This window comes from Marinobacterium sp. BA1 (assembly GCF_041155135.1).
GTDB classification, from domain to species: domain Bacteria; phylum Pseudomonadota; class Gammaproteobacteria; order Pseudomonadales; family Balneatricaceae; genus Marinobacterium; species Marinobacterium iners.
On sequence record NZ_BAAFHC010000001.1, the window covers coordinates 2,687,391 to 2,703,644 of the forward strand.

Annotated in this window: 17 protein-coding genes and 1 rRNA gene; 2 read left to right on the forward strand and 16 right to left on the reverse strand. The window is 54.1% G+C overall.

Features of this window, described 5'->3' with window-relative positions:
* Positions 1–198: 198 nt before the first annotated feature.
* From ACAM29_RS12995 to ACAM29_RS13020, 6 genes are all read right to left on the reverse strand, one after another.
* Positions 199–1,741 (reverse strand): 16S ribosomal RNA (locus ACAM29_RS12995).
* 542 nt (positions 1,742–2,283) lie between these two features.
* Entirely contained in the window at positions 2,284–2,889 is a 606-nt protein-coding gene (locus tag ACAM29_RS13000; RefSeq protein WP_369624381.1) for a Yip1 family protein, read from the reverse strand.
* 97 nt (positions 2,890–2,986) lie between these two features.
* Positions 2,987–3,892, reverse strand: a complete 906-nt coding sequence (gene cyoE, locus ACAM29_RS13005; RefSeq protein WP_369624382.1) for a heme o synthase — start codon at positions 3,890–3,892, stop codon at positions 2,987–2,989.
* Complete coding sequence (locus ACAM29_RS13010; protein ID WP_369624383.1) at positions 3,867–4,871, reverse strand: heme A synthase; 1,005 nt, start codon at positions 4,869–4,871, stop codon at positions 3,867–3,869. The genes cyoE and ACAM29_RS13010 overlap by 26 nt, the downstream gene beginning before the upstream one ends.
* The gene (locus ACAM29_RS13015; RefSeq protein WP_369624384.1) at positions 4,868–5,314 is read right to left on the reverse strand and encodes a hypothetical protein; all 447 of its coding nucleotides are present in this window, start codon (positions 5,312–5,314) and stop codon (positions 4,868–4,870) included. Before ACAM29_RS13015 ends, ACAM29_RS13010 begins: the two co-directional genes overlap by 4 nt.
* Complete coding sequence (locus tag ACAM29_RS13020; RefSeq protein WP_369624385.1) at positions 5,304–6,038, reverse strand: SURF1 family protein; 735 nt, start codon at positions 6,036–6,038, stop codon at positions 5,304–5,306. Before ACAM29_RS13020 ends, ACAM29_RS13015 begins: the two co-directional genes overlap by 11 nt.
* A 12-nt stretch (positions 6,039–6,050) precedes the next feature.
* On the opposite strand from ACAM29_RS13020, the gene ACAM29_RS13025 reads away from it, so the two are divergent.
* Complete coding sequence (locus ACAM29_RS13025; protein WP_369624386.1) at positions 6,051–6,365, forward strand: DUF2909 domain-containing protein; 315 nt, start codon at positions 6,051–6,053, stop codon at positions 6,363–6,365.
* On the opposite strand, the gene ACAM29_RS13030 is transcribed toward ACAM29_RS13025, so the two are convergent.
* From ACAM29_RS13030 to ilvC, 10 genes are all read right to left on the reverse strand, one after another.
* Positions 6,265–7,149, reverse strand: coding sequence for a cytochrome c oxidase subunit 3 (locus ACAM29_RS13030; protein WP_369624387.1), 885 nt, complete (start codon positions 7,147–7,149; stop codon positions 6,265–6,267). The two genes, ACAM29_RS13025 and ACAM29_RS13030, sit on opposite strands and share 101 nt — an antisense overlap.
* The gene (locus ACAM29_RS13035) at positions 7,146–7,709 is read right to left on the reverse strand and encodes a cytochrome c oxidase assembly protein (RefSeq protein WP_369624388.1); all 564 of its coding nucleotides are present in this window, start codon (positions 7,707–7,709) and stop codon (positions 7,146–7,148) included. The genes ACAM29_RS13030 and ACAM29_RS13035 overlap by 4 nt, the downstream gene beginning before the upstream one ends.
* Complete coding sequence (gene ctaD / locus ACAM29_RS13040; protein ID WP_369624389.1) at positions 7,706–9,307, reverse strand: cytochrome c oxidase subunit I; 1,602 nt, start codon at positions 9,305–9,307, stop codon at positions 7,706–7,708. The genes ACAM29_RS13035 and ctaD overlap by 4 nt, the downstream gene beginning before the upstream one ends.
* The gene (gene coxB, locus ACAM29_RS13045) at positions 9,304–10,452 is read right to left on the reverse strand and encodes a cytochrome c oxidase subunit II (protein WP_369624390.1); all 1,149 of its coding nucleotides are present in this window, start codon (positions 10,450–10,452) and stop codon (positions 9,304–9,306) included. Before coxB ends, ctaD begins: the two co-directional genes overlap by 4 nt.
* Before the next feature lie 111 nt (positions 10,453–10,563).
* Complete coding sequence (locus ACAM29_RS13050; RefSeq protein ID WP_091827909.1) at positions 10,564–10,767, reverse strand: DUF2970 domain-containing protein; 204 nt, start codon at positions 10,765–10,767, stop codon at positions 10,564–10,566.
* Positions 10,768–10,865: 98 nt separating this feature from the next.
* Positions 10,866–11,630 carry a CDP-diacylglycerol--serine O-phosphatidyltransferase gene (pssA, locus tag ACAM29_RS13055; protein ID WP_091827910.1) on the reverse strand — a complete coding sequence of 255 codons (765 nt, stop codon included), beginning with the start codon at positions 11,628–11,630 and terminating at the stop codon, positions 10,866–10,868.
* A 77-nt stretch (positions 11,631–11,707) separates the two neighbouring features.
* Positions 11,708–12,292 carry a protoglobin domain-containing protein gene (locus ACAM29_RS13060; protein WP_369624391.1) on the reverse strand — a complete coding sequence of 195 codons (585 nt, stop codon included), beginning with the start codon at positions 12,290–12,292 and terminating at the stop codon, positions 11,708–11,710.
* A gap of 162 nt (positions 12,293–12,454) precedes the next feature.
* Positions 12,455–13,027, reverse strand: coding sequence for a protoglobin domain-containing protein (locus tag ACAM29_RS13065; RefSeq protein WP_369624392.1), 573 nt, complete (start codon positions 13,025–13,027; stop codon positions 12,455–12,457).
* Between the two features lie 162 nt (positions 13,028–13,189).
* Positions 13,190–13,759 (reverse strand): protoglobin domain-containing protein, encoded by a 570-nt coding sequence (locus tag ACAM29_RS13070; RefSeq protein ID WP_354411347.1) that lies wholly within the window; start codon positions 13,757–13,759, stop codon positions 13,190–13,192.
* Between the two features lie 447 nt (positions 13,760–14,206).
* Positions 14,207–15,265 carry a ketol-acid reductoisomerase gene (ilvC, locus tag ACAM29_RS13075; RefSeq protein WP_354411413.1) on the reverse strand — a complete coding sequence of 353 codons (1,059 nt, stop codon included), beginning with the start codon at positions 15,263–15,265 and terminating at the stop codon, positions 14,207–14,209.
* A gap of 98 nt (positions 15,266–15,363) precedes the next feature.
* On the opposite strand from ilvC, the gene ilvY reads away from it, so the two are divergent.
* Positions 15,364–16,248 (forward strand): HTH-type transcriptional activator IlvY, encoded by an 885-nt coding sequence (ilvY, locus tag ACAM29_RS13080; RefSeq protein WP_369624393.1) that lies wholly within the window; start codon positions 15,364–15,366, stop codon positions 16,246–16,248.
* Positions 16,249–16,254: the final 6 nt, after the last annotated feature.

Consider the following 16,254-nt stretch of genomic DNA (forward strand, 5'->3'; position numbering starts at 1 on the left):
GGTTCGTAACGATTATCGCCGATTGGCGCTTGTATCAAACAATACAAGACAATCTTTCAGATCCAATTTGTTAAAGAGCGTTTAAAGCCGAAGCTTTAAAGGATGCACTTTAAACAAGCACAGTCTTTAAAGCTCAGTCAGCTTTAACAGTTCGATCAGGTAATATGTGTGAACGCTTGCCAGAATTTCGCAATCGTTTAAGGAGGTGATCCAGCCCCAGGTTCCCCTAGGGCTACCTTGTTACGACTTCACCCCAGTCATGAATCACACCGTGGTAACCGTCCTCCCGAAGGTTAGACTAGCTACTTCTGGTGCAACCCACTCCCATGGTGTGACGGGCGGTGTGTACAAGGCCCGGGAACGTATTCACCGTGACATTCTGATTCACGATTACTAGCGATTCCGACTTCACGCAGTCGAGTTGCAGACTGCGATCCGGACTACGACCGGTTTTGTGAGATTAGCTTGCTCTCGCGAGTTTGCAGCCCTCTGTACCGGCCATTGTAGCACGTGTGTAGCCCTACTCGTAAGGGCCATGATGACTTGACGTCATCCCCACCTTCCTCCGGTTTGTCACCGGCAGTCTCCTTAGAGTTCCCGACATTACTCGCTGGCAAATAAGGATAAGGGTTGCGCTCGTTACGGGACTTAACCCAACATTTCACAACACGAGCTGACGACAGCCATGCAGCACCTGTCTCAGAGTTCCCGAAGGCACCAATCCATCTCTGGAAAGTTCTCTGGATGTCAAGAGTAGGTAAGGTTCTTCGCGTTGCTTCGAATTAAACCACATGCTCCACCGCTTGTGCGGGCCCCCGTCAATTCATTTGAGTTTTAACCTTGCGGCCGTACTCCCCAGGCGGTCAACTTATCGCGTTAGCTTCGCCACTAAAGGATCAAGTCCCCCAACGGCTAGTTGACATCGTTTACGGCGTGGACTACCAGGGTATCTAATCCTGTTTGCTACCCACGCTTTCGCACCTCAGTGTCAGTATCGGTCCAGGTAGTCGCCTTCGCCACTGGTGTTCCTTCCGATCTCTACGCATTTCACCGCTACACCGGAAATTCCACTACCCTCTACCGTACTCTAGCTCAGCAGTATCAGGTGCAGTTCCCAGGTTGAGCCCGGGGCTTTCACATCTGACTGACTGAACCACCTACGCGCGCTTTACGCCCAGTAATTCCGATTAACGCTCGGACCCTCCGTATTACCGCGGCTGCTGGCACGGAGTTAGCCGGTCCTTCTTCTGCTGTTAACGTCACAGCAAGCGGGTATTAACCACTCGCCTTTCCTCACAGCTGAAAGTGCTTTACAACCCGAAGGCCTTCTTCACACACGCGGCATGGCTGGATCAGGGTTGCCCCCATTGTCCAATATTCCCCACTGCTGCCTCCCGTAGGAGTCTGGGCCGTGTCTCAGTCCCAGTGTGGCTGGTCATCCTCTCAGACCAGCTACGGATCATCGCCTTGGTGAGCCTTTACCTCACCAACAAGCTAATCCGACGCGGGCTCATCTGATAGCGTGAGGTCCGAAGATCCCCCACTTTCCCCCGAAGGGCGTATGCGGTATTAGCAGTCGTTTCCGACTGTTGTCCCCCACTACCAGGTAGATTCCCACGCGTTACTCACCCGTCCGCCGCTCGTCACCCAAGAAGCAAGCTTCTCTGTGCTACCGCTCGACTTGCATGTGTTAGGCCTGCCGCCAGCGTTCAATCTGAGCCATGATCAAACTCTTCAGTTTAAAATCTTGTGAACTCAAAGCTGCAAGCAGCTTTTCGTTCAGCTCAAGGTATTACACAACGCTAAATGAATATTCAGTTAGGTTGCTTGCCTTGATTAAGCTTTGTGTGCTCAATCCTGACAAGCGCCCACACATATTACCTGATCAATTTGTTAAAGAGCGGGCCTGGCCAACCGCACCGTTCGGTGCAACCTGTTGTCTCAAGCGAGGCGCGTATTCTACCGCAACCCGTTTCAGTGTCAACCGTTTTTTTCGTTTTCTGTTTCAGTGCTGAGCACTCAAACAACGATTCGGCAGTCACTCAAGAAGCGCAATGATGAACCAAAAAACCACTTAATTCAACATCTTACCACTTGCTCAATCGATCTGCCCTGAACCGTTTCCGGTGGGGCGTCTCAAGCGAGGAGGCGAATTCTACAGACACCACTGAGGGAGTCAACACCTGCGTGTAAAAAAGTTTCAGAAAGATGAAAACCGGCATTGCCCCACCCCAAAACAACAACAGGCGTCAGAGCGCCTGTTGTTCATGTGCTGGAAGCGTCCTAACCGGCGGTATAGGTAAGTGGCACAAACGTGCCCCATAGAATGGCGGTTGCCGCGAGCAACCCGACCAACACACAGACCCCAACCGTTAGAATTGAAGTGGCAAAGAAAAATGCTCGCTCTTCAGGAATTTGCATGATTTCCGGTACCCCCGTGTAAAGCAGGTAGATGGTATAAGCTAATGCCATCATGCCTACAATCACGTTGAACCAAAGCATCGGGTAAAGGCCTGCAAGACCCGACAGAAAAAGTGGTGTCGCGGTGAAGGTTGTCAGCACCAAGCATTCTTCATAGCTTACATTCCCACCATAGGTTTTCTCCATCCAGTGAATGGACCAGGCAATGAAACCGACAGCCACCCACATTGCCACATAAAATGCGAGTGCTGCCGGTAACGCGCTGGCCACACTCAATTTGACAAACTCTGACCCTCCCAGACTCCAGCCAACTTGAGTGGTACCAATGAAAAGTGACACGGCGGGTATTGCTGCCAGTACACTTATTTGGGCAAGAAATACATGTATCGCCGAGTAATGCTCTTTGCGTATCGAGCGCCACTCCTGCTTCGGGTGATAGAACACCCCCATCATGTGCTGCAGGAACATATCACTATCCTCCTCGCAGTCCGGGTTGGCCCCGGGCTACAATTTTTATTGTATTGATTCAGCCCGAATCCGTTCGCGTTACTTTCTCCACAACCGTTTATACGAATAGCTGCCAATAATGGTCTACAAGCAGTATGGCAAACAGCCACATGATGTACACAATGCTGTAACGAAACATTTTCATCGGATCGCCCGGATTACGTGAAATATTCAATCGTACAGCCCAGGTAATGAAGCGGTAGTTGATAATACTGACCCCTGCCAGATAGATAAGTCCGCTCATACCATTAATAAACGGCAGCAATGTCACCACTGTTGTGAGTATTGAGTACAGCAGAATGTGCAGCCGCGTATAGGACTCACCATGGGTATTGGGGAGCATCGGCACCCCGGCACGGGCATAGTCATCCTTTCTAGCGATACACAGCGCCCAGAAATGAGGTGGTGTCCAGGCAAAAATAATCAGCATCAGCAGTAACGCCTGCGAGTCCAGCGAGCCTGTCACAGCAGTCCAGCCCAGTAGCGGAGGTGCAGCACCTGCAACGCCACCTATCACAATATTTTGCGGTGTCGCTCGCTTCAAAACAGCCGTGTATACAATGGCATAGCCGATAAGCGACGCCAGCGTTAGCACCGCCGTCAGAGGGTTCACCAATGTAGCAAGAAGCAACAGCCCGGCGCTGCCGATCACCGCTGCAAACAGAAGCGCATTACCCGGACTGACTCGCCCCTGCGGCAGCGGTCGCCGCGCAGTCCTTGCCATACAGCAATCAATATTATGATCCAGAACATGGTTGACCGCCGCTGCCGAGGCTGCAGCTAGCCCGACTCCTATACTGGTTATCAGCAGCAGTGACAGCGATGGTAATCCCGGCTGGGCCAAACAGAATCCAACCACCAATGTCAGCAACATTACGGCGACAATTTTCAGCTTGCATAGCGCCAGATAGTCTCTCCAGCCAGCATCTGAAACGGTATTACCCGCAAACGACACGATACTCATGATTTGCCTCCATTACCGGACTTCTCGCCCGGTCGTGCAGATTCAGCGCCAACAACAACAGCAACACGGCTACCGCGTGATGTGCAACTGCCAGCCCGAGTGGCAACATCCATACAATATTGGCAATACCCAGCAGCGCCTGCACACCCAGCGCAGCCAGAAACAACGTGATATGAAAGCGCAGATACCTCCTTCGCCAAAGCGACAGCGCAACCCAACACGACACCACTATAAGCAGTAACGCCCCCAAGCGATGTGAAACCTGAATGGCCGCTCTTGCCGGAGCATCCAGCAGCCCACCTTCGTAGTTGGGCCCTATGGCCATGAAAGGATTAAGCCCGGTTGAAAAGTCGTATCCAACTGTTTCATCTGAATTGCACAACAACCAATCGCTGCAGGCCCAGCCGGCATAATTGGTACTGGTCCAGCCACCTAACAGCAGCTGCAGGAACAGGCAGAACAGCAGTATGCGTGTTCCCATATGGCCCCCTGTTGGTTGAGCTTGTGGGTTGTAAAAATGATTCAATCGCTGTTCCAGCAGTACCAGCAGCGTCAATGTCGCAAGACCACCCATCAGGTGCAGAGTCACTATGACCGGTAACAGCTTCAATGTGACAGTCCACATTCCAAACAGCCCCTGCAATACTACTAGCCCCAGCAACAGCAGCGACAGCTTCGACGGATACCCTGTCACCGTGCGATTTTTCAGTGCGATGACTGCCAGCACCAGTACAATGAGGCCCAGACAAGCGGCCGCATACCGATGTATCATTTCGATCCAGCCTTTGCGTAGATCAATCACAACTCCTGGATAGCCCTGAGCCAGCTCAACATGATCTGATGGCAACACCCACGTTCCATAACATCCCGGCCAGTCGGGACAGCCAAGGCCTGCGTCATTCAGCCGTGTCCAGCCGCCCAGCAGCACAACAATCAACGCCAGTACTATCGCGCTTCTTACCAGCTTCAGTGCACTCATCCCAGCCTCGATGCTTTCAGCAGTCGTCGCAAATCAGTCAGCACTGCCTTGCCCTCATAGGCTTGTCCGTAATGCAGTACCAGATTGCCCAACGGATCAACAACCCAAACACCTGGCGCCAATGCGTCTGAAGCCTCCATTCTTACCCGAAAGCGATCAGCATCCCGACCCAAAGCATCATGTATACGTTTAAGCCTTTCCTCCTGCCGCAAGCATCCATGGTCACACCCACCCCGGTGCACCAGCAGCAACGACCAATGACGTGTAAAGCGGTCAGCCTGCCCGCCCCATTGCTGCAGCGGCACTGCCGGCTGCAACAACCTGCCAGTATTCACCTGTTCACTCGGTATACCGACGCCTGTGGTATATACCGCCACGGCCAGCAACACTGGCAACATGCCCAATGCCCAGATAGCCCAGAAAGTGCACCTATTACTTGCCATCGCCCTGCCTCCTGCCATGTCGAGCCGCCCAGAACAGCCAGAGCAGCAATGTGATGGCCAACGCAAACCACTGCACTGCATAGCCCTGATGCCGCTGTGGACTGACTCCTTGATGAATAGCGTTCCTTGGCGTGATTTGATCACTCACTGGCGTCTTGAGGTGCAGCATGACCGCCTCAACTTCCATCTCCAAAGCCTGCCTGATCTGCTCCAGATCGACGGATTGAATTCGTCGTGGCCAGCCTACTTCAGCGGGCAGGTCTGCCAGCGTCATCGACCCGGTTGGATGAGCCAGCACCCCATCGACCTGTATGCGTTGTTGTTCAAGTTGCAGGGCAGGCAACCGGTCTCGATGGGATGGCGCTTCAACCCACCCCAAACTGGCCAGCCACAAGGAGCCCTCATCGACGCGCATCGGAACGATCACTTCGTAGCCCACACGCCCATTAAGGGTACGGTTATCCAGCAGAAAAATACGATATGGCAACAGCTCAACCTCCAGTCGTACCGGCACCCACGCCTGGCGTTCAAGCTGCCTGAGCGCAGTGGCTGCACGCGTCATCGGCTCAACGGCCTGCTGATCGAGCCCAATCTGCTTTTGTTCGGCACGCTGCAGCTGCCAGTAGCCCAGACCAAACAGCAACGGAACACCGAGCAGCGCCAACAGCCAGCGCAGATATTTGAATGCAGCGGGGCTATCCGCTTTACTTGGTTGATCAGACATAAGGAAATTTCCATGTTGCATCTTCTGATCGTCCTGCTGTTTATTGCCGTATTGATCGCACTGTTCAGCAGTCTTTGGTCTCTGCTTCGACGACCTTCAGCCGATGGCACCACGGCCAATCGCCTGCTTTGGCGTGTCATTTTCAGCGTATTGCTGATACTGCTTCTGGTCTACGGTTTCAGCAGCGGCCGTCTTCGCTCACATGCGCCCTGGCAGAGCTCAGAGCTCAGAGCACATACACAAACAGGAACAGCCCAATCCAGACCACATCCACAAAATGCCAGTACCAGGCCACCGCTTCAAAACCGAAGTGCTGGCGTGAGCTGAAATGACCCAATACCACGCGCCCCAGAATGATCATCAACATCAGCGTACCCAAGGTGACATGCAGACCGTGGAAGCCGGTCAGAATAAAGAAGGTGGCACCGTAAACACCGGACTGCAGCGTCAGTCCCAACTCCTGATACGCATGCACATATTCATAAGCCTGGAAGCCGATAAAAATCAGACCCAACAGAATTGTCAGTGTCATCCAGCGGCGCACCATAATCAGCTCGTCTCGCAACAGGGCCTTGTGTGCCAGTGTCAGAGTAAAGCTGGACGTCACCAGCAGGCAGGTGTTGAGCAGCGGTATGTGCCAGGGGCTGATGACAGCTTCAGGCCCGGGGTAACGCGCACTGTCGGGCGGGTTGAGCAGGGGCCATTCTGCCACAAACCCGGGCCAGAGCAGCTCGGTTACCCCCTTGTCACCTTCACCTCCCAACCAGGGAAGCGCCAGCACACGCACGTAGAAAAGAGCGCCAAAAAACGCGGCAAAGAACATCACTTCCGAGAAGATGAACCAGCTCATCCCCCAGCGAAAGGAACGGTCCATCTGCTCGGAATACAGCCCGCTGCGGCTTTCATGAATCACATTGCCGAACCATCCCACCAGAATCAGCCCCATCATCAACGCCCCCGCCAACAACAACGCGACGCCAAGCCCACCTCCCTGCTGCGCACTCAACGCATTCATCAGGGTACCGGCACCATAGGCCAACAGGAAAAGTGCAATGGATGCCAAAATCGGCCAGCGACTTTGCTCAGGCACGTAATAGGTTGAATTGCTCATAACGATTGCTCCTTTTCAACCTGCTCTGTTGATGAAATCGCCGGCGAGATATCAAACAGGGTGTAGGACAAGGTCAGCGAGCGGATATGCTCCGGCAGGTTCTTGTCGACCACAAACAGCAGCGGCATTTCGACCGATTCACCAGACTGAAGGACCTGCTGCTCAAAACAGAAGCAGTTCACCTTATGCAGATAGCGCGCAGCCTCTGCAGGAGCAACCGACGGGATAGCTTGCGCCACCATACGCCGGCCGGTCGGGTTGGTTGCCATAAAGGCTGTCTGCTTCATCTCTCCCGGGTGGGTGAGAATCAGATTCTGCTGCGGCCCGAATTTCCAGGGCATTGCCTCGTTATGAACCGCAATCAATCTCACCCTGATCTCTCGACTGGTATCCACTTCCGATGCCGCAACCGGGCCGGTATTGGTAATCTTTCCGTTTAGCCCCGTCACTTCACAAAACACGTCATACAAAGGGACCAGCGCAAAGCCAAAACCGAACATCAGCACACAACCCAATACCAGCCGCCTTACCAGCCTGCGAGTGGCTGCTTGCGGGCTCATCGCAGCGACTCCGGCAGTTTCGGCGGCTCGGCAAAGGTATGGTAAGGCGCCGGTGATGGCACTTCCCACTCCAGCCCTTCGGCACCTTCCCAGGCTCTGGCTTCAGCCTTGCGGCCACCGCGTACACAGGCGATCACGTTCCAGACAAAGATCAACTGTGACAGGCCAAACAGAAAGGCACCCACCGAGGCCACCATATTGAAGTCGGCAAACTGCAGTGCGTAATCCGGTATGCGGCGTGGCATGCCGGCCAGCCCGATGAAGTGCATGGGAAAGAAGGTGATATTGACGCCAATGAAGCTCAGCCAGAAGTGAAACCGACCCATGCGCTCATCCAGCATGTGACCAGTCCACTTCGGCAACCAGTAGTAGACACCTGCCATAATGGCGAAAACGGCCCCCGGTACCAGCACATAATGGAAGTGAGCCACCACAAAGTAGGTATCGTGGTACTGGAAATCCACCGGTGCGATCGCCAGCATCAACCCCGAAAAACCGCCGATGGTAAACAGCACTACAAATGCCAGCGCAAACAGCATTGGCGTTTCGAAGGTCATCGAGCCGCGGAACATGGTAGCCACCCAATTGAACACCTTCACCCCGGTAGGCACGGCGATCAACATGGTGGCATACATGAAGAACAGTTCACCGGCCAGCGGAATACCGACCGTGAACATGTGGTGCGCCCAAACCAGAAACGACAATATCGCGATCGAAGCGGTGGCATATACCATGGAGGCGTAGCCAAACAGACGCTTGCGAGCAAAGGCGGGAATGATCTGGCTGATAATGCCGAAGGCCGGCAAAATCATGATGTAGACCTCGGGATGACCGAAGAACCAGAACACATGCTGGAACAGCACCGGATCCCCACCGCCACCAGCATCAAAGAAACTGGTGCCAAAATGGATATCCATCAACATCATGGTTACCACCCCCGCCAGCACCGGCATGACCGCAATCAGCAGGAAAGCGGTGATCAACCAGGTCCAGCAGAACAGTGGCAGTTTCATCATCGTCATGCCCGGTGCCCGCATGTTGAGAATCGTCGCGATGATGTTAATCGCACCCATGATCGAGCTGATCCCCATCATGTGAATGGCGAAGATGAAGTAGGTCACGCTCGGCGGGGCATAGGTCGTCGACAGTGGTGCATAGAAGGTCCAGCCGAAGTTTGGCGCCCCTCCCGTCATAAACAGGGTCGAGATCAGCATGGCAAAAGCAAATGGCAGGATCCAGAAGCTCCAGTTATTCATTCGCGGCAGCGCCATGTCCGGGGCACCGATCATCATCGGTATCATCCAGTTGGCCAGCCCCACAAACGCCGGCATCACCGCCCCAAACACCATGATCAGCCCGTGCATGGTGGTCATCTGATTGAAGAAGCCCGGCTCAACCAGTTGCAGCCCCGGCTGGAACAGTTCGGCGCGGATCATCAGCGCCATGGAGCCACCCACCAGAAACATCAAGAGGCTGAACCAGAGGTACATGGAGCCGATATCTTTATGGTTGGTGGTAAACAACCAGCGCCCGAGACCACTGGCAGGGCCATGATGCTCATCTGAATGCGTTTCCAGAGTGGTATCCAGCGTACTCATTGCTCCCCCTCCCCATCGGCCGACTGCAACAAGCGCGAGATCTGAGCCGGTGATACCGCCTCACCCAAGCTGTTGCCCCAGGCATTACGCTCATAGGTGATCACAGCGGCCAGTTGAACGGTGCTGAGCTGATCACGAAACGCCTGCATGGCGGTACCCGCTTTGCCGTTCAGCACGATATTGATATGTGCAGACACATCACCCAATGCGACTGGACTGCCCTTCAGGGCAGGGAAAGCACCCGGCACCCCCTCACCGCTCGGCAGGTGGCAGGCCGCGCAGGCCTGCAGATATACCTGCTCGCCCTGCTGCATCAACTCATCCAGTGTCCAGCTGCGCTCAGCAGCCTGAACCTGAGCCTCTTTTTCTGCCCGAGCCGCCATCAGCCAGACATCAAAGTCTTCTTTGCTGACCGCTTCGACCACTATTGGCATGAAGCCATGATCCTGCCCACAAAGCTCGGCACACTGCCCCCGGTAGATACCCGGCTCATCAATGATGGTCCAGGCCTCATTGATAAAACCGGGAATGGCATCCTTCTTGACGGCCAACGCAGGCACCCACCAGCTGTGGATAACATCGTTGGCGGTCAGCAGAAATCGGATCTTGGTACCCACCGGCAACACAAGGTGACGGTCCACCTCAAGCAGATAGTTTTCCTGCTTCTCAGCGGCATTGGTTATCTGTTCACGCGGGGTCGACATGTTGCTGAAGAAGCTCAGCTCATGATCCAAATAGTCATAACGCCACTTCCACTGATAGCCGGTAATCTGCACATCCAGTTCAGCTTCGGACGGGTCGTACATTTTGATCAGGGTGGCCGTCGCGGGAACGGCCATACCAACCAGTATCAGCACCGGTACCAGCGTCCAGATTACCTCAACCAGTGTATTTTCATGAAAGTGGTGGGCCTTGGCCCCTCGCGACTTGCGGTGATGAAAGATCGACCAGAACATGACACCAAACACCACCAGTGCTATGGCGACACAGATCCAGAAGATTGTCATGTGAAGGTCATATACCGAACGGCTGACATCCGTGACACCGGGTGTAAGATTGAGCCCCCATTCCGCACGTAAAGATGCAGGTGCCAGCAGCGCCAATCCAACCCCTGAGCCGATGGTTTTTATTATTCTAAGTCCCATCTCCAGGCCTCCCCGTCTTGGCCTGCGGCCAGGCTCACAATGCTGTCCGACAGGCGATCCGGTATCTGGAGTATAGCAGCCCTGAAAAAAGCGCAAGCGCAATGATCTGAGTCAAACACCCGCCAGACTGAGCACCCACCACACCAGCAGGATCACACCCAGCACAAACACCAGCGCCAAGAGCAGGCCCGCCAGGACATAATGCAGCGGGCGCCCCTGGCTGAAATCATGCTCACGATTACGTTCAGACTGCACACCAAAGAAGGCTGCCAGCACGCTCAGCAACGCCTGCAGCCAATCAGGCTTGTTTGCCATGGTAATCACCTCAATTGAGGTATAGCTGACAAACACACCAAACGGCCAGTGATGGTGAAGAGCAGATGGCAAAAACGGGCCGAAGCCCGTTTTAAGAATCAGTGGCGATGTTTAAAGCGGCGCCAGCACCACAGCAGTGGTCCAGAAAGGGCATACAGCAGGAACAGCAACCAGAGGAAAGTAGAAGTGCTGATCGAAATGACCCCCAGAACCAGCGCGATCACCGCCAGAATCCAGAACGGTACCTTGCCCTTGAAGTCAATATCCTTGAAGCTGTAATACAGCACATTACTGACCATCAATACACCGCACAGCGCCACATAGAACGCCACCAGATAGGCGGTACCACTCATGTCGAGCTCGTATTCAGCACACGTCCAGACAAGCCCAGCCACGACCGCTGCCGCAGCAGGACTTGGCAAACCGATGAAATAGCGCTTGTCGACCGAACCGATCTGAGTATTGAAACGTGCCAGCCGCAATGCACCACCCGCCGCAAATACGAACGCGGCAAAAAAGCCCAGTTTGCCAAGATCGAACAGCAACCAGTTATACGCTACCAGCGCCGGCGCCACTCCAAAGGAGACCATGTCGGCCAGCGAGTCATATTCGGCACCGAATGCGCTTTGAGTATTGGTCATGCGAGCCACTCGTCCATCCAGCCCATCAAGCAGCATGGAAACAAATATGGCAATGGAAGCAGGTATGAACTGTCCGTTCATCCCAGCAACGATGGCATAAAAACCCGAAAACAGGGCGCCGGTGGTAAACAGGTTTGGCAACAGGTAAACACCACGGTGACGCTGGGCACTGTTGTCTTGATGCTCACTCTCATCTCTCGGCGATTGTTGCTGATCACTCATTCAAGGCTGCCTCTTTGGTGTAACCGGAAGCCTCATTCTACCCGACAGCAAGGGCCAAACCCAACGCTCCGAGAAGATCAGACCATCCCAGTCCCACCATCATCCTTGTAGGCATTGGCAAGATTATTAAACAGCGCCCGGCTGATACCGGTAATCGCCATGAATTTATCCAATTCCTGTGCCAGCAAGGAGCTCTGATAGGACTCCTGCATAATTATCAGGCAGAACCCCGTTACACCGTTAACCGCTTTCATCATCAACCCCATACGCAGGGCATCACCGGCATAAACCTGTGTCAGGATCGGTACCAGATGTTTCTTGATCAGCAGGGTACCACTGGCCATGAACTCGACCGGTAACTTGACCTGGACATGTACCTCCCCCACCTTGTGCATACTGGCGGCAAAATTCGCATCGTAGGGACCACTGAAAATGGTTTGCAGCCAGGCCAAGTGAGTCGCCTTAAGCCCTTCGACACGCCCTTCAAGATAAGGCACTGCCGCCGGTATCTGCTGCAATTCGTCATAGAATTTTTCGGTCACCTCCGCCAAATAGGGAAGCAGCCGGCCTCCCTCCTGAATCAGCAGCTTTTCGTCTTCAGAATCAAACCCGGAATTCAGCTTCCCACGCTGGCACAGGGTGGCAAAATCTGTCTGGCTCATCAGGTACGTCCTTGCATGTGTTGGCTCAGGGTCACTCCCGGCGACCCTCGAAAGGGGCGCTATTTTCTCACGCCAACCACAAATATCAAGGTTTGCTAAACTAACACAAGCCACTGTTATTTAAAGAGAACAATCAATGCCTCACTTGCATGTCGCTTTGACTCAGTCTGACGACACACCTGTTTTCTTGCGATAGGCTGCCGACAAGTTGGCATAGAGCGCTTCGCTGATCCCGGTCACATCCATAAACCGTTCCAGTTCGTGTTCGCGATAGGAAACCTGCATGATGATCAGGCAGTACACCGTAACACCGTTCACGGCTTTCATCAGCGTACCCAAGCGTTCCGGGTCATCACGGAACTGCTGTGCCAATACAGGAATAAGGTGTTTGCTGATCAATCCAATGCCACTGGCCATAAAGCGCTCAGGCAGGCGCACCTGTACATGAACAACACCCACCTTATGCATGTACGCGGCAAATTCATCGTCATAGGGACCAGTAAATATCTTTTCAAGCCACTGTCGATGAGTCGCTTTCAGCGCATCCAGTCGCCCTTCAAGGAAGGGCATTGCTTCGGGAATCCCGGCCAGTTCCGCATAAAAGGCATCCGTCACGGAGTCCAGCTCTGCTATCAATTGAGGCAGAGCACGTGATAATTCATGCTCATCCTGAGCATCAAAGCCGGCAAACAGCTTAGCCTGTTGATTCAGGTGGGAAAAATCGATTTGTCGCATTAAACACATCCTTGCAATGGACCCTGCACACAGTGGCAGAGCCCTTTCCAGAAAAGACTGATTTTGACTCGTTATGGTTCGAAACGTCTATCACTTAAGAGTCACCCAGCGGTGGATGAATACAGGCGCCGGGTGACGGGTACAGGGGGAGTTCGATTCAACTCAGGCCGCATGGCCATGATGGCTGCGATAGGCGGCCGCCAAATTATTGTAGAGCACACGACTGATGCCGGTTACCTCCATGAAACGCTCCAATTCATGGCCGCGGTAGGATTCCAGCATGATCAACAGACAAAAACTGGTAGCGGCGTTGAGCGCCTTGAGTACCTGACCGATTTTACCCACATCATTGGCATAGATTTCAGGCAACAACGGAATGAGGTGTTTGTTGATCAAGCCGATACCACTGGTCATGAACTTCTCAGGCAGCTTCACCTGCACATGCACTACGCCAACATGGTGCATATAGGCAGCAAAGTCGGCATCGTAAGGGCCGGTAAAAACCTTGCTGAGCCATGCAGTATGGGTGGTTTTCAAAGTATCGACACGCCCCTCCAGAAACGGCAGGGCTTCTGGAATGGTTTGCAACTCGGCGTAAAAGGCATCGGTGATGGCGGAGAAGTGTGGCTGTAGCCTAGAGGCCTCCTGAACCAGGATCAGTTCATCTTGCGGCTCAAACCCGGCATAGGCCTTCGCCTGCTCACACAGAACGGAAAAATCGACATTACTCATGATGGACGCATCCTTGACTGTTGGTAGCACAAGCACATCCGGTTACAGCCTAAGGGCCGGGGCGCACTACCAAGCGTTTTATTTTTATTAGTGAAGCCATTCATAGCACGCCCATACCGGAGTTCAAGTTTCCGGAATCCACTTCACGACCTGGATCAAGAAAAGTGGTTCTTCCTCTAATACTTTGGCGTAATAAGAACAAGGCCCAAGCAAGGCTGGGCCTGTCACTTTACTACGCATGGGTGACACAAGCAGATGCCGTGCCAAAACCCTGCGGGAATTATGGTTATCAAGGATGACAGGGATATTGCAGCAGAAAGAAGAGAAGACAGTTCAGCTTTTGCGTCAAACCGGTGCAAGCAGCACCGCTGGTGAGCACCGCAGCACCGAAACAAAACTGCCGGGCAAAGCCCGGCAGTTGATCTAATCACACAACCAAATGCGGGATCAGTTCTTTTCTTTGTCGACCAGCTTGTTGGCAGCGATCCACGGCATCATTGCACGCAGTTTCTCACCGGTCTGCTCGATCGGGTGCGCAGCGTTATTGCGACGACGGGCTGTCATTGACGGGTAGTTGGTCGCGCCTTCGCTGATGAACATCTTGGCGTACTCACCATCCTGGATGCGCTTCAGTGCGTTACGCATCGCCTGACGTGATTCTTCGTTGATCACCTCAGGGCCGGTTACGTATTCACCGTACTCGGCATTGTTGGAGATAGAGTAGTTCATGTTGGCGATGCCGCCTTCGTACATCAGGTCCACGATCAGTTTCAGTTCGTGCAGACATTCGAAGTAGGCCATTTCCGGTGCATAACCGGCTTCAACCAGGGTTTCGAAACCGGCCTTGACCAGCTCAACACAGCCGCCACACAGAACAGCCTGTTCACCGAACAGGTCGGTTTCAGTCTCGTCCTTGAAAGTGGTTTCGATGATGCCGGTACGACCGCCGCCCACGCCTGAAGCGTAAGACAGAGCAACATTTTTGGCGTTGCCGGACGCATCCTGGAAGATCGCGATCAGGTCAGGGATACCGCCGCCCTTGACGAATTCGTTACGCACGGTGTGACCCGGTGCCTTCGGCGCGATCATGATCACGTCCAGATCCTTGCGCGGCTCGATCTGGTTGTAGTGGATGGAGAAGCCGTGAGCGAAGGCCAGAGTAGCGCCCTGCTTGATGTTCGGCTCGATCTCGGCCTTGTACAGCTGGCCCTGGAATTCGTCCGGAGTCAGGATCATCACCAGATCGGCAGCGGCAACGGCGTCAGCCACGTCAGCCACTTTCAGACCGTGAGCTTCAGCCTTGGCACGGGAAGAAGAGCCGGCACGCAGACCAACAGTTACATCAACGCCGGAATCGTGCAGGTTGCACGCATGGGCGTGGCCCTGAGAGCCGTAACCGATGATGGCAACTTTCTTGCCCTGGATGATGGAGAGATCACAGTCTTTATCGTAATAAACCTGCATGGTTCTGATCCTTTGACTTGAATGGAGTGATTGGGTGCATATAGCCGTGATGACTATAGCAATGGCGCCTACATTAAGGGATAGGAATCATTGCGTAAAATGATATATTTGCAACATCATATTTCATTTTAAGAAACATAATGGATACCCGTACCCTGCGCCTGTTTCTGAGTCTGGCCGATACCCTGCACTTCGGTCGCAGCAGTGAAGCCTGCCATGTCAGCCCCTCAACCCTGAGTCGCGCCATCAAGCAGTTGGAGGACTCGCTGGGCGTTGAACTTTTCCTGCGTGACAACCGCAGCGTCCAACTCACGCCCGAGGGAATGCGTTTCGCCCAGTACGCCCGCGAAGCGCTGCAACAGTGGGAACAGGTACGACACTCGCTGCTGGAAAGCGCCAGCGAGCTGCAGGGCGAGATCAGCGTATACTGCTCGGTCACTGCCAGTTACAGCTTTTTGTATTCACTGCTGAGCCGGTTTCGCCAGTTGTATCCGCGTGTCGAGATCAAGCTGCATACCGGCGATCCCGAGCATGCGATCGCCCGGGTGCAGAGCGGTCGTGAAGAGATCTCCATCGCCGCCCGCCCCGCTCACCTGCCCACCGGGGTGGCCTTTCGCCCCATCGACCGCACCCCGCTGCTGTTCATCGCCCCTGCCAGCGAGTCGAGCGACACCCTCGGCAGTGAAGCACAGTGGAGCCGCCAGCCGATGATTCTGCCCGAAAGCGGTATCTCACGTGATCGCGTCAATCAATGGTTCAGCCAACGTCATATCCAGCCGCGCATTTATGCCCAGGTCGCCGGCAACGAAGCGATCGTCAGCATGGTCAGTCTGGGTTTCGGCATCGGAGTGGTACCCCAGATTGTGCTGGACAACAGCCCCCTGGCAGATCGGGTACGGGTGTTGCCGGTATCACCGGCACTGGAGCCCTACGAGATCGGCCTGTTTGCACTGGAGCGCAAGCTTCGCTCCCCGCTGATCCGGGCGTTCTGGTCATTGCTGGATAATGGCCCTGTCACGGATTAATCCCTA